The sequence below is a fragment of the Ramlibacter tataouinensis genome, from assembly GCF_027941915.1.
Classification (GTDB): domain Bacteria; phylum Pseudomonadota; class Gammaproteobacteria; order Burkholderiales; family Burkholderiaceae_C; genus Ramlibacter; species Ramlibacter tataouinensis_C.
This window is the reverse complement of record NZ_CP116009.1, coordinates 2,346,394-2,367,799: the sequence shown is the minus strand read 5'-3', so window position 1 is coordinate 2,367,799 and position 21,406 is coordinate 2,346,394. Positions and strand designations below refer to the sequence as shown.

The following is a 21,406-nucleotide window of genomic DNA, read 5'->3' as shown; positions in this document are numbered from 1 at the left end:
GGTGCTCACAGGTGGATCTCGGCGGCCAGCGGCGCATGGTCCGACAGGTGCGACCAGGGCCGGCGCGGCAGCACCACCGGCAGGTGCACCGAGGCGTTGCGCACGTAGATGCGGTCCAGGCACAGCAGCGGAAAGCGCGCCGGGAAGGTGCGGGCCGGCTCGCCATAGGCGGTGACGAACACCTCGCGCAGGCCGATCTCGCGCTCCAGGATGGCGTTGGCGCGGCGGCGCCAGTCGTTGAAGTCGCCGGCCACGATCAGCGGCGCGTTGTCGGGCACCTCGCTGCGCACCATCTCGCACAGCAGGTCGAGCTGCTGCACGCGGTGCGTCTCGGCCAGCCCCAGGTGCACGCACACGGCGTGCACCTCGACCGCCTGCCCGGGAATGCGCAACACGCAGTGCAGCAGGCCGCGCCGCTCCGGCCCCGGCAGCGACACGTCGTGGTTCTGGTAGGAAACGATTGGAAACTTGGACATCAGCGCATTGCCGTGCTCGCCCTTGGGATAGGCGACGTTGCGCCCGTAGGCGTACTGCGGCCAGATCGTGTCGGCCAGGAATTCATAGTGGGGCGCATCGGGCCAGTCCTCGAAGCGGCTGCCGTGCCCGCTGTGCGCACCCAGCACCTCCTGCAGGAACACCACGTCGGCGCCGACCTTGCGGACGGCGTCGCGCAGTTCCGGCAGGATGAACTTGCGGTTGAAGAAGGTGAAACCCTTGTGGATGTTGACCGTCATCACCGTCAGCGGCGCGGCAGTGGCCGTGGTCTCTGTCATACCGTGTCGTTGCGGGCCCGTTTTCGCGTTGCGGTTCCTTTTTCCGCACTTTCTACCGACCCGCTCTGCGGTGGGGTGTAGGACGGCAGGCAGGGAAGGCGGCGGCCCTTGCAGGGAAAGGGCGTGCGACGCTGCGCAGTCGTGCGGCGAACGGGGCTTGCTGCGCCCGGCGCGCCCCTGCGCCGGGCAAGGCTGGCCCACAATGGGCGCTCCGAGCTTGTCGCGCCACGCCATGTCGACCCCGCCCGCACGCCGCGCACCCGCTGGCCATGCACTGCCGGTGGTTCCGGCTGCCCGCCGATCGGTGTCCGTTGCACTTGCCGCCCGCTGGGCCGCAGCCGTTCACCAGGCGGCGCGAAGGCGGGGCTTGCGCGCGCTCACCCGATCGATCGGCGGCGCCCTGCTCGCGAGCCTCTTCGCGGCCGCCGCTGGCGCCGCGCCGACCGAGGGGCTGCATCCGGGCGCGGTCTTCGCGCAGGGCGGCGTCGGCGAGAACGGTGTGCAGGCGGCCGGGATCGGCCTGCTGTGGCCCTGGGACTGGCGTGCGCAAGCCGCCGGCGGCGAGTTCAGCGCCCAGACCGAGTTGTTCGTCAGCCAGTGGCGTGCCCGCGGCGCGGCCGGCGCGCACGAGGGCTACACGCAAGCCGGACTGGTGCCGCTGCTGCGCTACCGGCCGGACGAGGGGCGTTCGCCCTGGTTCGTGGAAGGCGGCATCGGCCTGTCGGTGACCGACAGCCTGTTCACCACGCCGGCGCGCACCATGGGCTCGCGCTGGAACTTCAGCGACAACCTGGCGGTGGGCCGCAACTTCGGCGCCCGGGGCCAGCACGAGTTGAGCCTGCGCTGGCAGCACACCTCCAACGCCGGGCTGAAGCAGCCCAACCCGGGACTCGATCTGCTGATGCTGCGCTACTCGGCGCGCTTCTGACCAAGGCCTGCACAGGGCCGAGGTTCGCCCGCGCGCCGGTGGAACCCGCCGTCCTACAGGCGCCGCCGCGGACGTCCGGCAGTGACCGCAGGGGCGCCCGTCCTAAAGTGGATTCACGCCCCTCGCATGGGGCGCTTCCATTTGATCATTCGAAAGGATCCATCATGACCCCAGCCAAGACAACCGCTGCGCTGTTGCTGGCCGGCCTGCTGGCCGGTGGCGCGTACGCGCAAACCGCCACGGCCACCAGCGACGTGCCGGTGGCGGCCGGCGAGGCCAGCACCGTGACGCACGGCGTGCCCAACATGGCCACCAGCAACGCGCCGCGGCACGCCGCCCCAGTGACCAGCGCCACCGGTGAGCCGGTGTACAGCGCCGCTTCACCGGACACCGCGGTCATGGGCGCGCCCGCCGACGCACGCGTGGTGCCCTGGTCCGGCGCGACCGAGACCAGCAACATCCCGACCCGGGCGGGCGAGGTCAGCACGATGACGAACGGCGTGCCGAACATGTCGACCCACAACCCGGTGGTCCATGACAGCCGCCTGGTGGTGCCACCGCAGCAGACGGTGGAGCGGGTGCCGCAGCGCGCCGGCGAGATGAGCACCATGGTCGGCGGCCGGCCGAACGGGAACCCGGACGATCCGCTGCTCAACTGAGCGTCGGTCTGATGAAGAGAAAAAGCCTGCGCGGCGCGAGCCGGCAGGCTTTTTCATGGGGGCGATCCGCAGCGCGCTTCGGGAATCAGCCGTGATGCCGGCCCATGTGGCGGCCACCGCGCTGGAACATGCGCGCGCTCTCGTCGTCGAAGGTCTTCTTCTGCTCGGCGCTGAGCTGGGCATAGAAGGCCTTGGTGGCGTCGGCACGCCGGTCCATCTCCGCGTTGCGCTGGTCGCGCAGCGCCCGCATGTGGTCGATGCGATCCGGCGTCGTCATGCGCGCGAGGGCTTCGCGGTCGGCGCGCGGGCGCTGCGCCGGCGGCTGCATGGCGTTGGCGAAGCTGGTCCAGGCGGCTTCCTGGGCCGGCGTGACCTGCAGCTTCTGCTTCAGGTTGGCCAGGCGCTGGTTGACGCGCTCGGCCATCTTGGCCGGGTCGTGGTGGCGGCTCTGGCGGCTTTCGGTGCCCGGGCCGTTGGCTTGCGGCGGCTGGGTTTGCGCGACCACCGCGCCACCGGCCACGCCGGCCACCAGCGCGACGGCCAGCAGGTGCTTGCGGACATTCAGTTTCATGGCACTTTCCTTCCTTTCCGGTGAGCCTGGGCGGGATTCATGCCTCAGGTTGGAAGCCAGTCTCGCGCCGCGATGTAAGCAGCCCGTGCGCCCAAGGTAGCGCCGTTGTAAAGGTTTGTCGCATCCTTGCGGGCGTGCGGGGCGTCCTACGGCAACTGGTCGCGCCCGGCCACAGACGCGCGCCGCCGGCGCGGCCAGGATGGCTGCATGGACCCGAACAAGGCACAACCCGAGCAGCTGCTGGCCTGGAAGGTGGCTGGCCTCGCCGTGCTGGCCGGGCTGGCAGCCGGCGCGCAGGGCCAATCGGTGCAGCCGGCCGAGATCGACAACGCGCCGCCGCAGCCGGTACCCGGCCAGGTGCTGAGCGACGTGCAGCCGCTGCCGGCCGAAGACCGCGAAAGCGCCGGCGCCGTGGTGCTGCACGACTCGCGCGTGCGCGCCCAGCGCGAGGCCTTCCAGGGCGCCGAGCGACGCACCGGTATCTCCTCGGCCATCGGCCACAACGTCACGCGCGTGCTGGAGCGCGCGCGGACCTGGGGCGACGTGCGCGAAGCCGGTTCGGGCGATGCCGCCGAGCCGGCCGCGCCGCCGGCGCAATAGCGCCGCGGCGGCCTAGCCGAAGCGCCCGCGGTTGAAGTCTTCGACCGCTTCCAGCAGCTGCTCGCGCGTGTTCATCACGAACGGTCCGTACTGCGCGATCGGCTCGCGCAGCGGCTGGCCGGCGATCAGCAGGGCGCGGGGCGCTTCGGCGCTGCCGGGCGCGGGACGCAGCAGCACGCCATCGCCGCCGTCGGCCAGGATGGCGAGTTGGCCGCGCGACACCACGCTGGCCGCCGCGCCTTCGCCCACCTGCACGCTGCCGCGATAGACGCAGATGAAGGCGTTGTGGCCCGCGGGCAGCGGCTGCTCGAAGCGCTGGGCCGGGTCGGCGTCGAAGTGCAGGTCCAGGTACAGCGGCTCGGTCACCTCGCGCTGCACGCTGCCGCGCACGCCCTGGCTTTCGCCGGCGATCACGCGCACGGTCACGCCGGCGGGCGTGCGAACCTCGGGGATCTGGTCCGACTGGATGTCGCGGTACCAGGGCTCGCGCAGCTTGTCACGCGCCGGCAGGTTCAGCCAGAGCTGGAAGCCTTCCATCAAGCCCTGTTCCTGCTCCGGCATCTCGCTGTGCACCAGCCCACGGCCGGCGGTCATCCACTGCACCCCGCCGTTCTGCAGCAGGCCTTCATGGCCCTGGCTGTCGCGGTGCCGCATGCGCCCGCTGATCATGTAGGTCACGGTCTCGAAGCCGCGGTGCGGGTGGTCGGGAAAGCCCGCCCCGTAGTCGTTCGGGTCGTCGCTGGCGAAGTTGTCCAGCATCAGGAAGGGGTCGAGCCGGCGCTGCAGGTCCTGGGTCAGCAGGCGGGTGAGCTTGACGCCCGCCCCGTCCTGGGTCGCCTGCCCGGCGACCACTCTTTCGACCTTGCGCGGCTGCTGTACGGCGGTGCTCATCTGCGTCAGTTGGGGGTTGATCCGGATTTTGCGAGCTCAGCCGGCCTGCAGCGACGGGTAGTCGGTGTAACCGGCGGCGCCGCCGCCATAGAAGGTGGCGCGGTCGGGCTTGTTGAGCGGGGCCTCGGTGCGCAGGCGCTCGACCAGGTCGGGGTTGGCGATGTAGCTGCGGCCGAACGCCACCAGGTCGGCCCCGCCCTCGATCGCCTGCTGGGCCGACGCGCCCTCGTAGCCGTTGTTGACCATCCAGGCGCCCTGGCCGCCGGCCTCGCGGTAGGCGCGGCGCAGCGCGTCGAAGTCGAACGGGCGATCCGGCAGCTCGCGCGCGCCGCCGGTGGCGCCTTCGATCACGTGCACGTAGGCCAGCCCCAGCGGCGCGAGTTGCCGCACCACGTACTCGAACAGCGGCTGCGGGTCGGGATCGTGGATGTCGTTGGCCGGCGTGATCGGCGACAGGCGGATGCCGGTGCGACCGGGGCCGGCGCCTTCGGCCACGGCCCGCATCACCTCCAGCAGCAGCCGCGCGCGGTTCTCGATCGAGCCGCCGTAGGCGTCGGTGCGCTGGTTGGCGCCCAGCTTCATGAACTGGTCGAGCAGGTAGCCGTTGGCCGCATGCACCTCGACGCCGTCGAAGCCGGCCTCGCGCACCGCGCTGCGTGCGGCGCGGCCGAAGTCGGCCACGATGCCGGGCAGTTCCTGCGCCTCGAGCGCGCGCGGGGTGGACGTGTCGGCGAAGCCGCCGGCGCCGTCGCGGATCAGGAAGGTCTTGGTCTTCGCGGCGATGGCCGACGGCGCCACCGGCGCCTGCCCGCCGGGCTGCAGCTCCACGTGCGACACGCGGCCCACGTGCCAAAGCTGGGTGACGATGCGGCCGCCGCGCGCATGCACGGCATCGGTCACCTGCTTCCAGCCTTGCAGTTGCGCGGGCGAGTACAGGCCGGGCACGTCGGCATAGCCCTGGCCCTGGTGGCTGATCGCGGTGCCTTCGGACACCAGCAGGCCGGCGCTGGCGCGCTGCGCGTAGTACTCGGCCATCAGCGCGGTGGGCACCGCGCCGGGTGCACGGTTGCGCGTGAGCGGAGCCATGACGATGCGGTTGGGAAGCGCCAGGTCGCCGGCGCGCACGGGATCGAAGAGACTGGGCATCGGACCTTTGTTTTGTCGTTCGCGGGGAGTGGGTCAGCGTAGCCCAACTCGCCAAGCCCTTGCGGCTTGCAAGCCGATGCGATCCGTGCCATCGCCGACAATGCGCCTCGACCTCCCAGCCGATGGCGCCGCTCTCCCACCTTCCCCTCGCGCTGGCGCTGTCGCTCGGCGCCGCCGTGTCGCTGGGGATCACGCGCTTCGCCTACGCGCTGCTGCTGCCGCCGATGCGCGAGGACCTGCACTGGTCGTATGCGCTGGCCGGCGGCATGAACACCGCCAACGCCCTGGGCTACCTGCTGGGCGCGCTGGCCACGCCCTGGTTGCTGGGGCGTGCCGGGGCCTCGCGCCTGCTGCTGGCCGGCGCCGCGCTGGCCAGCCTGTTCATGGCCCTGTCCGGTTTTTTCAGCGAAGCCGCGCCGCTGCTGCTGCAGCGCCTGCTCGCCGGTGTGGCCAGCGCCTTCGTATTCATCGCCGGCGGCGTGCTGGCAGCGCGGCTGGCCGGCCTGCAGCCGCAGCGCGGCGGGTTGCTGCTCGGGATCTACTACGGCGGCACCGGCGTCGGCATCGCGCTGTCGGCCTTGCTGGTGCCGCTGGTGCTGCAGGCTGCGGCGCAGCTGGCGCACGCCTGGGCCTGGGCCTGGTGGGCGCTGGCGCTGGCCTGCGTGGCCTGCACCGCGGTGCTGGCCTGGCCCGCGCGCGTGCTGGCCGGCGCGGCGGCGAACCCGTCCTCGTTCCGGGCGCCGGACACGCGTGCGTTTCACTGGCGCGACTTCGGACCAGGGTTGGCCGGCTACAGCCTGTTCGGCGTCGGCTACATCGGCTACATGACGTTCGTGATCGCGCTGCTGCGCGAGCAGGGCGCCGGACCGGGCCGCCTGACGCTGTTCTATGCGCTGCTGGGCGTGGCCGTGATGGCGTCGTCGCGCCTGTGGGCCGGCCTGCTGGATCGCTACCGCGGCGGCCAGGCGCTGGCCCTGCTCAATGGCCTGCTGGGGGTGGCCACGCTGATCCCGGCGCTGACCTCGGCCTGGCCGCTGGTGCTGGCCTCCGGGCTGCTGTTCGGCGGGGTGTTCCTGTCGGTGGTGGCCTCGACCACCGCGCTGGTGCGGCACAACCTGGCGGCGCCGCACTGGGCCAGCGGCATCAGCGCCTTCACCATCGTGTTCGCGGCCGGCCAGATCGTCGGGCCGACGGTGGTCGGCTGGATCGCCGATGGGCCGGGCGGCCTGGCGCGCGGCCTGCTGTACTCGGCCGGCGCGCTGTGGCTGGGGGCGCTGCTGGCCTGGCGCCAGCAGCCGCTGCCCCGGCCGGCGCTTACTTGACCAGGCCTTCGGCCTTCATCGCCTCCTGCACCGCGGGGCGCGCCGCCATGCGATCGCGCCAGGCCAGCAGGTGCTTGTAGGCCGACAGGTCCAGGTTCATGGGCTTGGCCCAGTTGGTCACCACGAACAGGTAGGCGTCGGCCACGCTGAACGCGTCGCCCATCAGGTACTGCTTGCCTTCCAGCTGGCCGTCGACCCACCGCAGGCGGGCGGCGATGCGGTCGCGGTAGATCTGCTTGCCTTCTTCCGGCATCGCCGGGTTGAACAGCGGCGAGAACGACTTGTGCACCTCGGTGCCGATGAAGGTCAGCCACTCCTGCAGGCGGTAGCGCGGCAGGGTGCCGTTGGCCGGCGCCAGGTTCTTGGTCGGCACCTGGTCGGCGACGTACTGCACGATGGCCGGGCCTTCGCGCAGGCGCGTGCCGTCGTCCAGCTCCAGCAGCGGCACGTAGCCGAGCGGGTTGATGCCGTAGTAGTCGGTGCCGTCCTGCAGCTGGTGCGTCTTGGTGCTGGCCAGCACCAGCTCGAAGGCCAGGCCGGCTTCGCGCAGCACGATGTGGGGCGACAGCGAACAGGCGCCGGGTGAGTAGTAAAGCTTCATGTTGGAAAAACGCAGTTGGGAAAGCGGAAAAACGCGATGCTAGCCGGGCAGCCGATTCCCTGCTGGGGCCGGCCTTGAGAGAATCCGGCGATGCGTACATCGATCAAGTGGCTGCTGGGCCTCGCGCTCGGCCTGGTGCTGCTGCTGGCAGCGGCGCTGTTCGGCCTGTGGCGCTGGGCCGCCAGCGACGACTTCCGCCAGCGCGCGCAGCAGCAGGCCTCGCAGGCGCTGGGGCTGCCGGTGCAGCTCGGCGCGATCCGGCTGTCGGTCTGGCCGGCGCCGTCGGTGGCGGTGGACGACGTACGGGTGCAGACCCGGCCGCCACTGACGCTGGAGCGGGTCGAGGCGCGCCCGGTCTGGTCCTCGCTGCTGGCGGGCCGGCCCGAGCTGGATGCCCTGGTGGTGCGCAATGCCGTGCTGCCGCAGCAGGGACTGGTGGCCCTGGCCACCGCCGTGCAAAAACAGGAGGCCGCCGCGGGTGCGCCGGCCAAGCCGCAGGAGCCGGGCGCTTCCGCCACCCTGCTGCCGCGGCGCATCGTGCTCGATCACGTCACCTGGGTCGATGCCAAGTCGCAGCGGCTGACGGTCGACGCCGAGGTGGCCTTCGAGAACGAGCCGCTGCCGCAGTCGCTGCGGGTCGACGTGGTGGCGGGCCGCTTCGCCGGCGCCAAGGCGCGCCTGCAACGCGAAGCCGACGCCTGGCAGCTGCGCGCCGACATCGGCGGCGGCACCGTCAGCGGCCCGCTGCGGCTGCAGTCGCAGAAGGGCGGGGCCTGGCGCCTGACCGGCGATCTCGCCACCGAGCGCGTGGAAGTGTCGGCGCTGACCGCACCCAGCCGCGCGCTGGCTGGCAAGCTGGACGCGCGCACCAGCCTGCAGGCCGAGTTCCGCGATCCGGCGGCACTGGCCGACGCGCTGCGCAGCCAGACCCGCTTCACCGTGCGCAACGCGGTGCTGCAAGGGGTGGACCTGGCCCAGGCGGTGCGCACCCTGGGCGCCAGCCGCGGTGGCCAGACCGCCCTGGACACGCTGACCGGCAACGTCGCCACCCAGGGCCGGGTCGTGCACCTGACCAACCTGGTGGCCAGCTCGGGCCTGCTGTCGGCCACCGGCCATGTCACGCTGGCGGCCGACCGCTCGCTGAGCGGCCGGGTGGAGGCCAAGCTCACGGCCGGGCCGCTGGGATCGGTGGCCGGGGTGCCGCTGCAGGTGGCCGGCACGCTGGACCAGCCCTCGGTCACGCCGGTGGGGGTGTCGCTGCCCGGTTCGGGCGCGGCCTCGCACCTGGGCGAGAAGGTGGAAAAGGGCCTGCGCGGCTTGTTCGGCCGCTGAACGCCCGCCCGGCCGGCCGGCTCAGGTCCGGTAGGAAGGATCGCTGCGATCGAGCCTGCGCAGCAGCGCCGGCCAGGCGATCTGCGCGCCCTGGCCGGCGGTGACGGTCTTCATCACCTGCGCCATGCCTTGCAGGATGGCCGGGTTGACCTGCACCAGCTCGCCGCCCGCCTGCGCATCGATCTGGATGCGGCAGGTGTTCTCGAACAGGTACATCGCCAGGAAGGCATCGGGCACCGTCGCGCCGACGGTCAGCAGGCCGTGGTTGCGCAGCATCAGGAAGTTCCGGTCGCCCAGGTCGGCCACCAGGCGCGGCTTCTCGTCGTCGCGCAGCGCCACGCCCTCGTAGTCGTGGTAGGCCAGCGAGGCCAGCACGAACGTGCTCTGCTGGCTGATCGGTAGCACGCCGCATTTCTGCGCGCTGACCGCCACCCCCGCGCGGCTGTGGGTGTGGAGCACGCAGCCGACGTCGCGGCGCGCGTCGTGGATGCAGCTGTGGATGGTGAAGCCGGCCGGGTTGACCGGGAACGGCGAGTCGATCACCTTGTTGCAGCCGGGATCGACCTTCACCAGCGAGGAGGCGGTGATCTCCTCGAACATCAGTCCGTAGGGGTTGATCAGGAAGTGATGCTCGGGGCCGGGCACGCGCGCGCTGATGTGGGTGAACACCAGGTCGCTCCAGCCGTACAGGGCGACCAGCCGGTAGCAGGCGGCGAGTTGCACGCGCAGCTCCCATTCGGGGGCGCTGACCACTTCCTTCAGCGAGGCGATGTTCATGACGGGCTCCTGGGCGGCGGGGGCGGAAACGCCATTGTTCCCTCACGCGGCGGGGCCGTGCCGGTCAGCGCGGCCTGCGTGCTCAGGCGGTCAGCTCTTCCAGCCGGCGCAGGTAGTGCAGTGCGTGCCCGCGCGAGTCGCCGCACATCTCGGGTTGCGGCTGCAGCCCGCCGCACACCGCGGGGCGCTCCGGACGGCCGAACAGCTTGCAGCGGTCGAGCTCGTCGAGCTGCACGCAGCGCACGCCGGCTGGCTTGCCTCCGGGCATTCCTGGAATCGAACTGGTGATCGAGGGCGCGATGCAGCACGCAGCGCAGCCCGGGCGGCAGGCCATTGGCATCTGACTGGCGGGATCCGTACACGAAACGCCTCATTGTGGGCCGGCGTTGCCAGGTGGGTTCCAGCCGGTGGCCGCGCGGGCAGGTTCTTGGCGACAGCCCGATTTGCCGCAGCACGCCGGGAATCGGCGCGGAGGCGCCCGGCGCGGGATCACGTGCGCCATGGGCCGGGGGCGGGGCCTTGGCTGTTCTTATTTATCTTATTTCTTTAATTAGTAGTAGTAGTAGGGGTCCGCGACCCGTGTGGACAACCTCATCTTTCCGAGCCCTGACAGGGACTTGCGGTCGCTTGAAGGATGTGGGGAAGGGCGCTTTCGCGCTGTCGCGCCAAAAGGGACAAGTCTGGCCGCATGGCTCGGCTTGTGGACAACCCATGGGTTGTGCCGAAACGCTCAACAGGTTTGTCCACGCGCTTTTTCGGGCGGCGCGGTCCCTGCGCCCCAGGCGGTCCTGGGCGTCGAAGGTTGCGGCGGCGCGCGTCGGCGCGTGCCTAAAGAGCGCGGGAATCCGGAGGAAGTGAGCTGATCGACGGGGGCGTGGCCGTCGGCTCAGTGCCGTCAGCAGGGCACGACCGTCACGCCTGCAGTCGTGACGCCGCCCAGAGCACTTGATCGAGCACCGCCTGCACCCGTCGGCGCGCCGCTTCGTCGACCAGCTCGCCGGCGGCATCGAAAGCGCTGGCGGCGTGGCCCAGCGCGAAGTGTTCCGGGGCGAGCCAGCAACGCAGGGTCAGCAGCAAGGGCGCGAGGTGGCTTTGCGAGCGCAGGCCGCCCAAGGCGCCGGGCGAGGCGCTGAGCATGCCCACGACCTTGCCGCGGGTGGCGCGCAAGTCGTCGCGCCAGACGGGGTCGGCCTTCACCGGGCTGGAGATCCAGTCGAGCGTGTTCTTCAGCAGGGCGGGGTAGCTGGCGTTGTACTCCGGCGCGCAGATGATCCAGGCCGGATGCTCGAAGGCGATCTGCTTGAGCCGCAGCACATCGGCCGGAGTGCCGCGTGCCTCGAGGTCGGCGTTGTACATGGGCACATCGAAGTCCGCCAGTTCGAGGTGCGTCACCTCGACGCCTTGCTGCCGGGCCATGCGGGCCACCACGCCGGCGAGACGGCGGTTGTGCGACTGCTGTCGGGTGCTGCCGGCGAACACGAGGAGCTTCATGACCCGATTGCATCACGGGCTTCCAGCAGCCGGTAAAATGTACAAAACCATTGGAGTTGTACATGCACGTGCTCCCGCTGAGCGAATTCCGAGCCAACGCCTCCGCCATGCTGGACCGCGTCGAGCGGGGCGAGACCGTGCGCATCATGCGGCACGGCAAGCCGGTGGCCGACCTGGTGCCGGTGCAGCCGGAGCGCCCCGCCGACGAGCCGCCGCCGAGCTGGAAGCAGCCGTTCGAGCCGTTGCGGATCACCCGGCCCGACGGCAAGACCGGCGCCCAGCTCATCGTCGAAGAACGCGAGGGTGGCTGGTGAACCGCCTGCTGATGGACACCTCGGCGCTCTACAAGCTGTACAGCCGCGAGCGCGGCAGCGACCAGGTGCGTGCGCTGGTCGGCTCCGCGCGCGAGCTGGTGGTGGCGGCGCACTGCAAGGTCGAAGTTGCCTCGGCCCTCCACCGCCAGCGCCACGATGGCCTGGTGGCGGCCGACGACTACCTGCGCATCATGGCGGTCGTGCAGCAGCACTTCGGCGCCTTCACCCGGATCGAGCTGGACCGCCGGGTGGAGGCGCATGCCATCGCCGTGATGGAGCGCAGCCGGCTGCGCGCCCTGGATGCCCTGCACGTCGCGTCGGCGCAGGTGGCGGGGGTCGACCTGTTCGTCACCGCCGACCGCCGGCAGGCGCTGGCGGCCGAAGCCGCCGGCCTGACCACCGAACTGATCGAGGCCTAGACATGCTTTACCCGGAAGAATTCGACGTCATCGTCGTCGGCGGTGGCCACGCCGGCACCGAGGCGGCGCTGGCCGCGGCCCGCATGGGCTGCCGGACCCTGCTGCTGACCCACAACATCGAGACCCTGGGCCAGATGAGCTGCAACCCGTCGATCGGCGGCATCGGCAAGGGCCACCTGGTCAAGGAAGTCGATGCACTGGGCGGGGCAATGGCGATCGCCACCGACGAGGCGGGAATCCAGTTCCGCATCCTCAACAGCTCCAAGGGGCCGGCCGTGCGCGCCACCCGGGCCCAGGCCGACCGCATCCTCTACAAGGCGGCGATCCGCCGGCGGCTGGAGAACCAGGCCAACCTGACGCTGTTCCAGCAGGCGGTGGACGACCTGATGGTGGAGGGCGACCGGGTGGTCGGCGCCGTCACGCAGGTCGGGATCCGCTTCCGTTCGCGCACCGTGGTGCTGACGGCCGGCACCTTCCTGGACGGCAAGATCCACGTCGGGCTGAACAACTATGCGGCCGGCCGTGCGGGTGATCCGCCGGCGGTCTCGCTGTCGGCCCGGCTGAAGGAGCTGAAGCTGCCGCAGGGGCGGCTGAAGACCGGCACGCCGCCGCGCATCGACGGCCGGACCATCGATTTCTCGCGCTGCGAGGCGCAACCGGGCGACCTGGATCCGCTGCCGGTGTTCAGCTTCATGGGGCGGGCCGGAATGCATCCGCGCCAGGTGCCGTGCTGGATCACCCACACCAACGAGCGCACCCACGCGATCATCCGCTCCGGCTTCGACCGCAGCCCGATGTTCACCGGCAAGATCGAAGGGGTGGGGCCGCGCTACTGCCCGAGTGTGGAGGACAAGATCAACCGCTTCGCCGGCAAGGACAGCCACCAGGTGTTCCTGGAGCCGGAGGGGCTGACGACCAACGAGTTCTACCCCAACGGCATTTCGACCAGCCTGCCGTTCGACATCCAATACGCGCTGGTGCGCACCCTGCCCGGGCTGGAGCAGGCGCACATCCTGCGGCCGGGCTACGCCATCGAGTACGACTACTTCGACCCGCGCTCGCTCCGCAGCAGCTTCGAGACGCGCCAGATCGGCGGCCTGTTCTTTGCCGGCCAGATCAACGGCACCACCGGCTACGAAGAGGCGGCGGCACAGGGCCTGTTCGCCGGCATCAATGCCGCCCTGCAGTGCCAGGGTCGCGAGCCCTGGGTGCCGCGCCGCGACGAGGCCTACCTGGGCGTGCTGGTGGACGACCTGATCACCAAGGGGGTGACCGAGCCGTACCGCATGTTCACCAGCCGGGCCGAGTTCCGGCTGCAGCTGCGCGAAGACAACGCCGACATGCGGCTGACCGAGGCCGGGCGGCAGCTGGGCCTGATCCCGGACGACCGCTGGGATGCCTTCAACCGCAAGCGCGATGCGGTTTCACGTGAAACACAGCGGCTGCGCACGGTCTGGGTCAACCCGCGCAACCTGCCGGCGGCCGAATCGGAGCGGGTGCTGGGCAAGGCGATCGAGCACGAGCACCACCTGGCCGACCTGCTGCGCCGGCCCGGGGTCGGCTACGAGGCGCTGATGTCCCTTGACGGCGGCCGCCACGCCAGCCCGGCTGTTTCACGTGAAACACTGGGCGAGCTGTACGGACCGGTGGTCGAGCAACTGGAGATCGACGCCAAGTACGCCGGCTACATCGAGCGCCAGAAGGACGAGGTCGAGCGCGCAGCCCACTACGAGAACCTGCGGCTGCCGCCCGAGCTGGACTACATGCAGGTGATGGCGCTGTCGATCGAGGTGCGGCAAAAGCTGAGCCAGCACCGGCCGGAAACGCTGGGCATGGCCTCGCGCATCTCGGGGGTGACGCCGGCGGCGATCTCGCTGCTGCTGATCCACCTGAAGAAGAACCGGTTCCAGGGCTTCACCGAGGCCGCCAACCAGCCCAAGCAGGCCGCATGAGCTTGCGCGCCGAACTGGAGGCCGGACTGGCCGGGCTGGACTTGTCCCTGCGGCCCGAGCAGCAGGATGCGCTGCTCGGCTACCTGGACCTGCTGGCCAAATGGAACAAGGTCTACAACCTGACCGCCGTGCGCGACCCGCGCGAGATGCTGACCCACCACCTGCTGGACAGCCTGGCGGTGGTCGGCCCACTGCGGCGCCAAGCCGGCGAGGCAGGCCGCCTGCTGGACGTCGGCGCCGGCGCCGGCCTGCCGGGCGTGGTGATCGCCATCTGCTGCCCCGGCTGGCGGGTCGACTGCGTTGACGCGGTGGGCAAGAAGGCGGCCTTCGTCCAGCAGGCGGCCGCGGCGCTCAAGCTGCCCAACCTGCGCGGCGTCCATGCCCGGGTCGAAACGGTGGCCGACCGCTACGACCTGGTGAGCGCGCGCGCCTTCGCTTCCTTGGCCGATTTCACCGCCGGCTCGCGCCAGGCGCTGGCGGAGCAGGGCGCTTGGCTGGCCATGAAGGGCAAGTACCCGCAGGAGGAGATCGCCGCCTTGCCGCCGGACGTGGTCGTGTTTCACGTGGAACATCTCACGGTTCCGGGCCTGGCTGCGGAACGCTGCATCGTCTGGTTGCGGCCGGTGCCGCCGGGCGGCTGACTTACACTCGCCGCTCCACACGAGAACACCGGGGGATTCAATGTTCGGGGTCGCGGACTACGGCGCCTTCGTCGCCGCCATCATCATCTTCCTGGCCATCCCCGGTCCCGGCAACCTGGCGCTGATCACCTCCACCGGCAAGGGCGGCCTGCGCGGCGGCTTGGCGGCGACCTTCGGCATCATCGCCGGCGACCAGGTGCTGATGTGGGCGGCGGTGGCCGGGGTGGCGGCGCTGCTGCTGGCCTACCCGGCGGCCTTCCATGCGGTGCAGTGGCTGGGCGCCGGCTACCTGGCGTGGCTGGGGCTGCGGATGCTGCTGGCCAAGCCCGGCGGCGCGCCGGTGCTGACCATCCATGCCGGCCACTACTTCCGCCAGGCGGCGGTGATCACGCTGCTCAACCCGAAGGCGATCGTGTTCTACATGGCGTTCTTCCCGCTGTTCGTCGACCCGCAGCGCCACCAGGGCCTGCTGACCTTCGGCGTGATGGCGGCCACCATCGCGGTGCTGACCTTCGTCTATGGCCTGGTCGCCGTGCTGCTGACCCACTTCCTGGCCGCGCGGCTGCGCGCCCAGCCGGTGATCGGGCGCACCCTGGAAAAGCTCGCCGGCCTGTTCCTGGTCGGCTTCGGCATCCGCCTGGCCCTGTCGAAGTAGCCGACCGATGGCCCGCATTTTTTGTGTCGCCAACCAGAAGGGCGGCGTCGGCAAGACCACCACCACCGTCAACCTGGCCGCCGGCCTGGCCAAGGTCGGCCAGCGCGTGCTGATGATCGACCTGGACCCGCAGGGCAACGCCACCATGGGTTCGGGGGTGGACAAGCGCCAGCTCGAACTGACGGTCTACGACGTGCTGCTGGAGTCGGCCAGCATCGCCGAAGCTCGGGTGCACAGCGACAAGTGCGGCTACGACGTGCTGGGCGCCAACCGCGAGCTGGCCGGCGCCGAAGTGGAACTGGTCGACGTCGAGCGGCGCGAGCGCCGCCTGCGCGAGGCGCTGGCCACAGTGCGGGACGAGTACGATTTCGTGCTGCTCGACTGCCCGCCGTCGCTGTCGATGCTCACCCTCAACGGCCTGTGCGCCGCCCATGGCGTCATCGTGCCGATGCAGTGCGAGTACTTCGCGCTGGAGGGCCTCACCGACCTGGTCAACACCATCAAGCAGGTGCATGCCAACCTGAACAAGGACCTGCAGATCATCGGCCTGCTGCGCGTGATGTTCGATCCGCGCATCACGCTGCAGCAGCAGGTGAGCGAGCAGTTGAAGGCCCACTTCCACGAGAAGGTGTTCGACACCGTGATCCCGCGCAACGTGCGCCTGGCCGAGGCGCCCAGCTACGGACTGCCGGGCGTGGTGTTCGACCCCGGGGCCCGCGGCAGCCAGGCCTTCGTCGAGTTCGCCCACGAGATGGTCGCCCGCGTGAAGAAGATGTGAGTGCCAATGGCGCGCCGATCCTGGCTTTCATGCTCTCGTTTTGCTAGCGAATGAAGGCTGGTGACGTCCTGCTGCTGCCCGGCTGGCAGAACAGCGGCCCGCAGCACTGGCAGTCGCTGTGGGAAGCGCGGCACGGCTACCGGCGGGTGGAGCAGCACGACTGGATGCGGCCGCTGCGGGGCGACTGGAGCGCGCGGCTGGAGGACGCGGTCCTGGCGAGCGAGGCGCCGGTGGTGCTGGTGGCGCACAGCCTGGGCTGCATCCTGGCCGCGGCCTGGGCCTCGGTGTCGCGCAGCACGGCGCGGGTCCGCGGCGCCCTGCTGGTCGCGCCCGGCGACGTCGAACGGCCCGATCTGCGCGAGCAGCTTCGCGGCTGGGCGCCCATTGCACGCCAGCCCTTGCCCTTTCCCAGCGTGCTGGTGGCCAGCCGCAACGACCCCTATTGCCGCCTGGAGCGCGCCCGAGAGCTGGCGCAAGCCTGGGGCAGCCGCTTCGTCGATCACGGCGAAGCCGGCCACCTCAATGCCGATTCCGGCCTGGGCGATTGGCCGCGCGGCCAGGCCCTGCTCGATGAACTGATGAACCTGCGAGAGAGATGACCATGGTGACCCGAAAACCCAAGGGACTGGGGCGCGGCCTCGAGGCACTGCTGGGACCCGCCGCCAGCGGCAACGGCGCCGCCGAAGCGCCCGGCGCCAACCCCGGCCAGCCGGCCTCGCTGCGGCTGTCGGACATGGTGCCCGGCGTGTACCAGCCGCGCACCCGCATGGACGAGGGCGCGCTGTACGAGCTGGCCGAGAGCATCAAGGCGCAAGGGATCATGCAGCCGATCCTGGTGCGCCGGCTGGCCGGCGGCGAGCAGGCCGGCAAGTACGAAATCATCGCCGGCGAGCGGCGCTTCCGCGCCGCGCGGCTGGCCGGCCTGGACAGCGTGCCGGTGCTGGTGCGCGACGTGCCCGACGAGTCGGCCGCCGCCATGGCGCTGATCGAGAACATCCAGCGCGAGGACCTGAACCCGTTGGAAGAGGCGCAGGGCCTGCAGCGCCTGGTGCGCGACTTCGGCCTGACCCACGAGCAGGCGGCGCAGGCCGTGGGGCGCTCGCGCAGCGCGGCGTCCAACCTGCTGCGCCTGCTGAACCTGGCCGAGCCGGTGCAGACCATGCTGATGGCCGGCGACCTGGACATGGGCCATGCCCGGGCCCTGCTGGCGCTGGAGCGCGCCGCCCAGATCACGGCGGCCAACCAGATCACGGCGCGCAAGCTGTCGGTGCGCGAGGCCGAGTCGCTGGTGAAGAAAATCGGGGCCGAATTCCAGCTCACCTCGCCCAAGCCGAAGAAGGAGAAGTCGCGCGACCTGCGGCGGCTGGAGGAGGAGCTGTCGGACCTGCTCACCGCCGAAGTCGAGATCCGGGTGAAGAAGCGCATCAAGCGCGCCGGCCGCGCCGAGGAGTCGGGCGAAGTGGCGATCGGCTTCGGCTCGCTCGACGAATTGAGCGGCTTGATCGAGCGGCTGCGCGCCGGCTGACGCTTCGGGCCAACACGGCGGGCGGCGCGCCCAATTGGGGGATGGACGGGCCCCGACCAAGGTTGCAACAATGTGTGCTTGTTTGCAACTTAAGGCCGCCATGCTCCACCCCGCCAGACCCGCCGCACTGATTCTTGCCCTGGCTTCCACGCTGGCCGGGTGCCAGACCAACCCGCCCCTGCAGAACGCGACCGGGGTGTCGTCGATGGAGGTCGACTCCAGCCGCAAGGGACCGGTGTCGGGGGTGGGGGTCGAAGGCCAGGACATCGTGGCCATGACCGACCAGATGATGCGCGACATGCTGGCCGAGCCGATCTTCGTGGAGACCGGCAAGCGGCCGCGCGTGATCATCGACAGCGCCTACTTCGTCAACGAGAGCTCGCAGGCGATCAACCGCAACATCATCACCCAGCGGCTGATGGTCAACCTCAACCGGGCGGCGCGGGCCCGCATGCAGTTCGTCAACCGCCAGAACACCGCGATGGTGGAGAACGAGCGCGCGCTCAAGCGCTCCGGCACCACCGACGTGGGCACCATCGGCCTGACCAAGGCCCAGCTCGGCGCCGACTACCGCCTGTCCGGCAAGATCAATTCCCTGGACAGCCGCAACGTCAGGACCGGCATGGTGCAGCGCTACACCCAGATCTCGTTCGAGATGACCGACCTGGAGACCGGCGAGATCGTCTGGACCGGCATCTACGAGTTCTCGCGCGCCGCCGCCGACGACGTCATCTACCGCTGAGGGGAATTCCATGAAGAGCCATCTGCTGGCCGCCTGCGCGGCCGCCTTGCTGGCGGGCTGCGCCACCCAGAGCACGCCGCCCGCGTTCACCGGCTGCACCACCTGGGACCGCCAGGCCGGCCAGCCCCACCTGGCCGCCGTTTCGGTGCTGTCGCCCGAGCTGTCCAAGGTGATCGGGGTGCAGGAGGTGGTCACCTCGCGCACCGGCACCGGCATGGCGGCGGTGCAGACCACGGTGCAGAACTGCACCGACGTCGACGTGGTGCTCAGCGTGCGCACGCGCTTCAGCGGCGACCGCGGCCAGAGCGAGCCGCCGAGCGCCTGGAAGACGGTGTTCCTGCCCCCGCGCGGCCAGGCGGTGTACGGCGAGTCGGCCATCTCGCAGGCCACCAGCCGTGTCGCGGTCGACATCTACGACGCCAACCGCGGTCAGTCGCAGTTCGCCCCGGGCCAGAGCTACCGCGTGCCGCTGGATCCGCCGCCGGCCCGCTGAGCGCCGCCAACCCCTTCCCGAAAGGTCCTGCCATGAAGCGTCGCCTCATGCTGCTGGGCGTGCCGCTGCTCGCGGCCGCCGCCGCGGCGCAAACGCCCGCCATCCCCGAGAGCGCCTACCGCCGCGGCATGCCGGAGGTGCTGACGCCGGCGCCCGTGCCGGCCGCCGCGCAGCCGGAATTCAACCGGGCCGCCTTCCTGTCGGCCTATGCCAAGGCCGGCCGCCCGACCATCGCCGTGCTGTGGAACCGCGAGTTCACCGACATGCTGCAGCAGGGCACGGCCAGCCAGGTGAGCATTGACAGCGTGCGCGCCGGGGCCGCCTCGGCCGAGGCGGTGCGGTTGCCGGGCTATGCCGGTGCCGAAGTCGCCGGCGCCACCGTCAGCAGCACCACCGTCACCGCGCGCGAGACCAGGACCGAGCAGGCCCGCCGCGCCGGCCCGGTCGAGCGCACCGACCTGGAGATGCGCAGCGCCTTCATGCAGACCATGGCCGGCGCCGGCGCGCGCCTGGTGGACCGCAACGTGGTGATGAGGACCACCGCGGCGGCCCGCAAGGACGCGCTGGACAGCCAGCAGGTCGAGACCCAGGCGCTGTCCCGCCACGCCAAGCTGCTCATGGAGGTGCTCAACACCCGCGATCCCGCCGCCGCCACCGGCTGGTCCACCTACGTGTCGATCAAGCGGCTGGCCGACGGCGTGGTGCTGGCCGAGGGCTATATGAACGGGCAGGAGCCCGAAGGCACGCCGCGTCCGGCGCCGCGCTACGAGGCCGACCCCAAGGGCGGCTTCCGCGAAGTGGTCAAGACCCGCACCGTGACCGACGTCGGCCGCCTGGTGGCCGAGCAGACGCTGGCCCGGCTGGCGCGCGCCCTGTGATGCATTTCCGCCTGGAGAACCCATTGACGATCGCCCGACCCCTTGTCCGCCTGCGCACCAGCTGCGTGGCCGTGCTGGCCGCCTGCGGCGGCCTGCTGTCCGTGCCGGCCCATGCGCAGTTCGGCGGCTTCCTGCAGAACATGATGCAGATGCAGCAGCAGCAGGCCGCCAAGCAGCAGGCCGAGCAGGCCGCCAACCCGACCAAGAAGTGGGGCCCGGCCAAGCCGGTCGCGCCGGAGGTGCAGGCCGCCGCCACCGCGTTCGCGGCCGGCGCGCCGGCCGACCTGCGCGCGCTGATGGAGCGGCTGTACATCGAGGGCGAGCGCAACGCCACCCTGAACCTGCAGCGCATCGGCATGGTGGCGCTGGCTGCCGGCCAGGTCGACCTGGCGGAGAAGGCGTTCGAGGCGGCGGTGGTGCGCATCGAGATGATCTACGCCGACAACCCGGAGGCGCAGAAGGCCAAGTCGCTGTGGACGGCCGAGAAGGTCAAGGACTTCAAGGGCGAGCCCTACGAGCGCGCCATGGCCTACTTCTACCGCGGCATCGTGTGGGCGGCCAAGGGTGACTTCCAGAACGCCCGCGCCATGTTCAAGCAGGCCGACTACCAGGACACCGTGGCCGAGGCCGAGCAGTACGCCGGCGACTTCGGGCTGATGCCCTACATGGCGGGCTGGGCCAGCTACTGCGATGGCAATGCCCAGCTCGCGCGCGACTTCCTGCAGCAGGCGGCCAAGGGCGACAAGGCCTACGAGGGCGTGCCGGTCGAGCGGCCCGTGCTGCTGCTGTTCGAGACCGGCCGCGTGCCGTTCAAGTACGGCGCCGGCAAGTACGCCGAGGCGCTCAAGTGGCAGCCGCACAAGCTGCCGGAGTCCACCGTCAAGACCGCCTGCGTCGAAGGCGGCAGCTGCGTGGCCGACACCTTCATGGTCGGCGGCGATGTCGGCTTCCAGGCCACCACCCGCGGCGGCCGGCCGGTCGACGCCGTGCTGGGCGGCAAGGCCTCGTTCCGCGAGGGGGCCGAGAACGTCTCCACGGTGGCCACCACCATCGGCGCGGCCAGCCTGCAGGCCGGCATGATGTCCGGCAACCGCGACGCCGCCGGCGTCGGCATGGTGGGCCTGTTCGCCGGCCTGGTGGCCGAGGGCGTGGCCCAGTCGACCCAGGCGCAGGCCGACATCCGCGAATGGGAGCAACTGCCCGCCACCGTGTGGCTGGCCACCGCGCAGCAGAAGGTCGGCGCTGCACGGCTGGGCGTCAGCGTCGAGGCCGAAGGCAAGACCACGGTGCTGGCGGCGACCCGCCTGGTCGATGCGCCCCGGTGCCAGCTCTACTGGGGACGGTCGGTCGCGCCGGCCTCGCTGCTGTCCGAGGCCGGGCCGCTGGAGCCGGGCGAGCACAAGCGCGACCCGGTGTTCCGGCAGGAGATCCAGGCGCTGTTCGCGCCGCAGTAAGCGATCGGGCTGGCTGGCGCCCGCCAGCCGCGCAGCAGGCCCGGCCTTTGCGCCGGGCCTTTTGCTTGCTAGTTCCGGGGCACCGCCAGCCAGGCGCCCAGACCCGCGCCGGCCGCGGTCGCCGCCAGCCGGCCGCTGCCGCCGCCGACCTGCGAGCCGATCAGGCCGCCGGCCAGCCCGCCCAGCGCCGCCTCGTGGCTGTAGTCGCCCTGGGCCGCCATCGCGCCGATCGCCGCGCCGGCGCCGGCCGCCGCCAGCCGGCCCGAGCCGCCGCCCACCTGCGCGCCGGCCAGCCCACCGATCACCGTGCCGAGTGCCACCCGGCCGGGATCGTTCTGCAGGCGCGGCGCCGGTGCCGCCGCCGCATTCAACGCCGGATGGCCATAGTTCACCGGCGCCGGCCGGTGGGCGCAGGCGCCCAGCAGCGTGCAGGCAGCCAGCAGGGTGACGGTGCGGATCTTCAT

General features: G+C 71.1%; 26 protein-coding genes. 17 read left to right on the top strand and 9 right to left on the bottom strand.

Annotated features, from left to right (window positions below):
- Positions 1 to 5 precede the first annotated feature (5 nt).
- A complete protein-coding gene (locus PE066_RS11110; protein WP_271232606.1) occupies positions 6 to 773 on the bottom strand; it encodes an endonuclease/exonuclease/phosphatase family protein in 768 nt (255 codons plus the stop codon).
- Positions 774 to 1,140: 367 nt separating this feature from the next.
- On the opposite strand from PE066_RS11110, the gene PE066_RS11105 reads away from it, so the two are divergent.
- Positions 1,141 to 1,701: an acyloxyacyl hydrolase gene (locus PE066_RS11105; protein WP_271232605.1), complete on the top strand. Its 561-nt coding sequence runs from the start codon at positions 1,141 to 1,143 to the stop codon at positions 1,699 to 1,701.
- A 164-nt stretch (positions 1,702 to 1,865) separates the two neighbouring features.
- Complete coding sequence (locus tag PE066_RS11100) at positions 1,866 to 2,360, top strand: hypothetical protein (RefSeq protein WP_271232604.1); 495 nt, start codon at positions 1,866 to 1,868, stop codon at positions 2,358 to 2,360.
- 85 nt (positions 2,361 to 2,445) lie between these two features.
- On the opposite strand, the gene PE066_RS11095 is transcribed toward PE066_RS11100, so the two are convergent.
- The gene (locus PE066_RS11095; RefSeq protein ID WP_271232603.1) at positions 2,446 to 2,931 is read right to left on the bottom strand and encodes a Spy/CpxP family protein refolding chaperone; all 486 of its coding nucleotides are present in this window, start codon (positions 2,929 to 2,931) and stop codon (positions 2,446 to 2,448) included.
- A gap of 207 nt (positions 2,932 to 3,138) precedes the next feature.
- Here PE066_RS11095 and PE066_RS11090 point away from each other — a divergent pair, with 207 nt between their 5' ends.
- On the top strand, positions 3,139 to 3,531 hold the full coding sequence (locus PE066_RS11090; protein ID WP_271232602.1) for a hypothetical protein: 393 nt from the start codon (positions 3,139 to 3,141) through the stop codon (positions 3,529 to 3,531).
- 12 nt (positions 3,532 to 3,543) lie between these two features.
- Here PE066_RS11090 and PE066_RS11085 read toward each other — a convergent pair whose 3' ends face one another.
- Positions 3,544 to 4,422, bottom strand: coding sequence for a pirin family protein (locus tag PE066_RS11085; protein ID WP_271232601.1), 879 nt, complete (start codon positions 4,420 to 4,422; stop codon positions 3,544 to 3,546).
- A 36-nt stretch (positions 4,423 to 4,458) separates the two neighbouring features.
- Positions 4,459 to 5,568 (bottom strand): alkene reductase, encoded by a 1,110-nt coding sequence (locus PE066_RS11080; RefSeq protein ID WP_271232600.1) that lies wholly within the window; start codon positions 5,566 to 5,568, stop codon positions 4,459 to 4,461.
- Between the two features lie 122 nt (positions 5,569 to 5,690).
- Here PE066_RS11080 and PE066_RS11075 point away from each other — a divergent pair, with 122 nt between their 5' ends.
- Positions 5,691 to 6,890: a YbfB/YjiJ family MFS transporter gene (locus tag PE066_RS11075; protein ID WP_271232599.1), complete on the top strand. Its 1,200-nt coding sequence runs from the start codon at positions 5,691 to 5,693 to the stop codon at positions 6,888 to 6,890.
- On the opposite strand, the gene gstA is transcribed toward PE066_RS11075, so the two are convergent.
- A complete protein-coding gene (gene gstA / locus PE066_RS11070; RefSeq protein WP_271232598.1) occupies positions 6,883 to 7,491 on the bottom strand; it encodes a glutathione transferase GstA in 609 nt (202 codons plus the stop codon). The genes PE066_RS11075 and gstA overlap by 8 nt on opposite strands.
- 90 nt (positions 7,492 to 7,581) lie before the next feature.
- On the opposite strand from gstA, the gene PE066_RS11065 reads away from it, so the two are divergent.
- The gene (locus PE066_RS11065) at positions 7,582 to 8,823 is read left to right on the top strand and encodes an AsmA family protein (protein WP_271232597.1); all 1,242 of its coding nucleotides are present in this window, start codon (positions 7,582 to 7,584) and stop codon (positions 8,821 to 8,823) included.
- 21 nt (positions 8,824 to 8,844) lie between these two features.
- Here the strand turns inward: PE066_RS11065 and PE066_RS11060 are convergent, their stop codons facing one another.
- The 3 genes from PE066_RS11060 to PE066_RS11050 form a co-directional block, all read right to left on the bottom strand.
- Positions 8,845 to 9,600, bottom strand: coding sequence for a class II aldolase/adducin family protein (locus tag PE066_RS11060; protein WP_271232596.1), 756 nt, complete (start codon positions 9,598 to 9,600; stop codon positions 8,845 to 8,847).
- An 82-nt stretch (positions 9,601 to 9,682) separates the two neighbouring features.
- Complete coding sequence (locus PE066_RS11055; protein WP_271232595.1) at positions 9,683 to 9,934, bottom strand: YkgJ family cysteine cluster protein; 252 nt, start codon at positions 9,932 to 9,934, stop codon at positions 9,683 to 9,685.
- Between the two features lie 578 nt (positions 9,935 to 10,512).
- Positions 10,513 to 11,091, bottom strand: a complete 579-nt coding sequence (locus PE066_RS11050; RefSeq protein ID WP_271232594.1) for an NADPH-dependent FMN reductase — start codon at positions 11,089 to 11,091, stop codon at positions 10,513 to 10,515.
- Positions 11,092 to 11,153: 62 nt separating this feature from the next.
- Between PE066_RS11050 and PE066_RS11045 the strand changes: the two genes are divergently transcribed.
- The 12 genes from PE066_RS11045 (at position 11,154) to PE066_RS10990 (ending at position 20,942) form a co-directional block, all read left to right on the top strand.
- Positions 11,154 to 11,405 (top strand): type II toxin-antitoxin system Phd/YefM family antitoxin, encoded by a 252-nt coding sequence (locus PE066_RS11045; protein ID WP_271232593.1) that lies wholly within the window; start codon positions 11,154 to 11,156, stop codon positions 11,403 to 11,405.
- On the top strand, positions 11,402 to 11,824 hold the full coding sequence (locus PE066_RS11040) for a type II toxin-antitoxin system VapC family toxin (protein ID WP_271232592.1): 423 nt from the start codon (positions 11,402 to 11,404) through the stop codon (positions 11,822 to 11,824). Before PE066_RS11045 ends, PE066_RS11040 begins: the two co-directional genes overlap by 4 nt.
- Before the next feature lie 2 nt (positions 11,825 to 11,826).
- Entirely contained in the window at positions 11,827 to 13,776 is a 1,950-nt protein-coding gene (mnmG, locus tag PE066_RS11035) for a tRNA uridine-5-carboxymethylaminomethyl(34) synthesis enzyme MnmG (protein ID WP_271232591.1), read from the top strand.
- Entirely contained in the window at positions 13,773 to 14,417 is a 645-nt protein-coding gene (gene rsmG, locus PE066_RS11030; RefSeq protein ID WP_271232590.1) for a 16S rRNA (guanine(527)-N(7))-methyltransferase RsmG, read from the top strand. The genes mnmG and rsmG overlap by 4 nt, the downstream gene beginning before the upstream one ends.
- 40 nt (positions 14,418 to 14,457) lie before the next feature.
- Positions 14,458 to 15,072, top strand: a complete 615-nt coding sequence (locus PE066_RS11025; protein WP_271232589.1) for a LysE family transporter — start codon at positions 14,458 to 14,460, stop codon at positions 15,070 to 15,072.
- A gap of 7 nt (positions 15,073 to 15,079) precedes the next feature.
- Positions 15,080 to 15,850 (top strand): ParA family protein, encoded by a 771-nt coding sequence (locus PE066_RS11020; RefSeq protein ID WP_271232588.1) that lies wholly within the window; start codon positions 15,080 to 15,082, stop codon positions 15,848 to 15,850.
- Positions 15,851 to 15,900: 50 nt separating this feature from the next.
- Positions 15,901 to 16,449 carry an RBBP9/YdeN family alpha/beta hydrolase gene (locus tag PE066_RS11015; protein WP_271232587.1) on the top strand — a complete coding sequence of 183 codons (549 nt, stop codon included), beginning with the start codon at positions 15,901 to 15,903 and terminating at the stop codon, positions 16,447 to 16,449.
- Between the two features lie 2 nt (positions 16,450 to 16,451).
- Complete coding sequence (locus PE066_RS11010) at positions 16,452 to 17,375, top strand: ParB/RepB/Spo0J family partition protein (protein WP_271232586.1); 924 nt, start codon at positions 16,452 to 16,454, stop codon at positions 17,373 to 17,375.
- Positions 17,376 to 17,475: 100 nt separating this feature from the next.
- Positions 17,476 to 18,117 carry a penicillin-binding protein activator LpoB gene (locus PE066_RS11005; RefSeq protein WP_271232585.1) on the top strand — a complete coding sequence of 214 codons (642 nt, stop codon included), beginning with the start codon at positions 17,476 to 17,478 and terminating at the stop codon, positions 18,115 to 18,117.
- 10 nt (positions 18,118 to 18,127) lie between these two features.
- A complete protein-coding gene (locus PE066_RS11000) occupies positions 18,128 to 18,610 on the top strand; it encodes a hypothetical protein (protein WP_271232584.1) in 483 nt (160 codons plus the stop codon).
- Between the two features lie 32 nt (positions 18,611 to 18,642).
- Positions 18,643 to 19,488: a hypothetical protein gene (locus PE066_RS10995; protein ID WP_271232583.1), complete on the top strand. Its 846-nt coding sequence runs from the start codon at positions 18,643 to 18,645 to the stop codon at positions 19,486 to 19,488.
- Between the two features lie 23 nt (positions 19,489 to 19,511).
- Positions 19,512 to 20,942: a tetratricopeptide repeat protein gene (locus PE066_RS10990; protein ID WP_271232582.1), complete on the top strand. Its 1,431-nt coding sequence runs from the start codon at positions 19,512 to 19,514 to the stop codon at positions 20,940 to 20,942.
- 68 nt (positions 20,943 to 21,010) lie between these two features.
- On the opposite strand, the gene PE066_RS10985 is transcribed toward PE066_RS10990, so the two are convergent.
- Positions 21,011 to 21,406: a glycine zipper 2TM domain-containing protein gene (locus PE066_RS10985; RefSeq protein WP_271232581.1), complete on the bottom strand. Its 396-nt coding sequence runs from the start codon at positions 21,404 to 21,406 to the stop codon at positions 21,011 to 21,013.

Bases quoted from the DNA above. Each gene is read 5' to 3' on its own strand.
- PE066_RS11110 (WP_271232606.1), bottom strand. From the start codon at position 773: ATGACAGAGACCACGGCCACTGCCGCGCCGCTGACGGTGATGACGGTC.
- PE066_RS11100 (WP_271232604.1), top strand. From the start codon at position 1,866: ATGACCCCAGCCAAGACAACCGCTGCGCTGTTGCTGGCCGGCCTGCTG.
- PE066_RS11095 (WP_271232603.1), bottom strand. From the start codon at position 2,931: ATGAAACTGAATGTCCGCAAGCACCTGCTGGCCGTCGCGCTGGTGGCC.
- PE066_RS11090 (WP_271232602.1), top strand. From the start codon at position 3,139: ATGGACCCGAACAAGGCACAACCCGAGCAGCTGCTGGCCTGGAAGGTG.
- PE066_RS11085 (WP_271232601.1), bottom strand. From the start codon at position 4,422: ATGAGCACCGCCGTACAGCAGCCGCGCAAGGTCGAAAGAGTGGTCGCC.
- PE066_RS11080 (WP_271232600.1), bottom strand. From the start codon at position 5,568: ATGCCCAGTCTCTTCGATCCCGTGCGCGCCGGCGACCTGGCGCTTCCC.
- PE066_RS11075 (WP_271232599.1), top strand. From the start codon at position 5,691: ATGGCGCCGCTCTCCCACCTTCCCCTCGCGCTGGCGCTGTCGCTCGGC.
- gstA (WP_271232598.1), bottom strand. From the start codon at position 7,491: ATGAAGCTTTACTACTCACCCGGCGCCTGTTCGCTGTCGCCCCACATC.
- PE066_RS11065 (WP_271232597.1), top strand. From the start codon at position 7,582: ATGCGTACATCGATCAAGTGGCTGCTGGGCCTCGCGCTCGGCCTGGTG.
- PE066_RS11060 (WP_271232596.1), bottom strand. From the start codon at position 9,600: ATGAACATCGCCTCGCTGAAGGAAGTGGTCAGCGCCCCCGAATGGGAG.
- PE066_RS11055 (WP_271232595.1), bottom strand. From the start codon at position 9,934: ATGGCCTGCCGCCCGGGCTGCGCTGCGTGCTGCATCGCGCCCTCGATC.
- PE066_RS11050 (WP_271232594.1), bottom strand. From the start codon at position 11,091: ATGAAGCTCCTCGTGTTCGCCGGCAGCACCCGACAGCAGTCGCACAAC.
- PE066_RS11045 (WP_271232593.1), top strand. From the start codon at position 11,154: ATGCACGTGCTCCCGCTGAGCGAATTCCGAGCCAACGCCTCCGCCATG.
- mnmG (WP_271232591.1), top strand. From the start codon at position 11,827: ATGCTTTACCCGGAAGAATTCGACGTCATCGTCGTCGGCGGTGGCCAC.
- rsmG (WP_271232590.1), top strand. From the start codon at position 13,773: ATGAGCTTGCGCGCCGAACTGGAGGCCGGACTGGCCGGGCTGGACTTG.
- PE066_RS11025 (WP_271232589.1), top strand. From the start codon at position 14,458: ATGTTCGGGGTCGCGGACTACGGCGCCTTCGTCGCCGCCATCATCATC.
- PE066_RS11020 (WP_271232588.1), top strand. From the start codon at position 15,080: ATGGCCCGCATTTTTTGTGTCGCCAACCAGAAGGGCGGCGTCGGCAAG.
- PE066_RS11015 (WP_271232587.1), top strand. From the start codon at position 15,901: ATGAAGGCTGGTGACGTCCTGCTGCTGCCCGGCTGGCAGAACAGCGGC.
- PE066_RS11010 (WP_271232586.1), top strand. From the start codon at position 16,452: ATGGTGACCCGAAAACCCAAGGGACTGGGGCGCGGCCTCGAGGCACTG.
- PE066_RS11005 (WP_271232585.1), top strand. From the start codon at position 17,476: ATGCTCCACCCCGCCAGACCCGCCGCACTGATTCTTGCCCTGGCTTCC.
- PE066_RS11000 (WP_271232584.1), top strand. From the start codon at position 18,128: ATGAAGAGCCATCTGCTGGCCGCCTGCGCGGCCGCCTTGCTGGCGGGC.
- PE066_RS10995 (WP_271232583.1), top strand. From the start codon at position 18,643: ATGAAGCGTCGCCTCATGCTGCTGGGCGTGCCGCTGCTCGCGGCCGCC.
- PE066_RS10985 (WP_271232581.1), bottom strand. From the start codon at position 21,406: ATGAAGATCCGCACCGTCACCCTGCTGGCTGCCTGCACGCTGCTGGGC.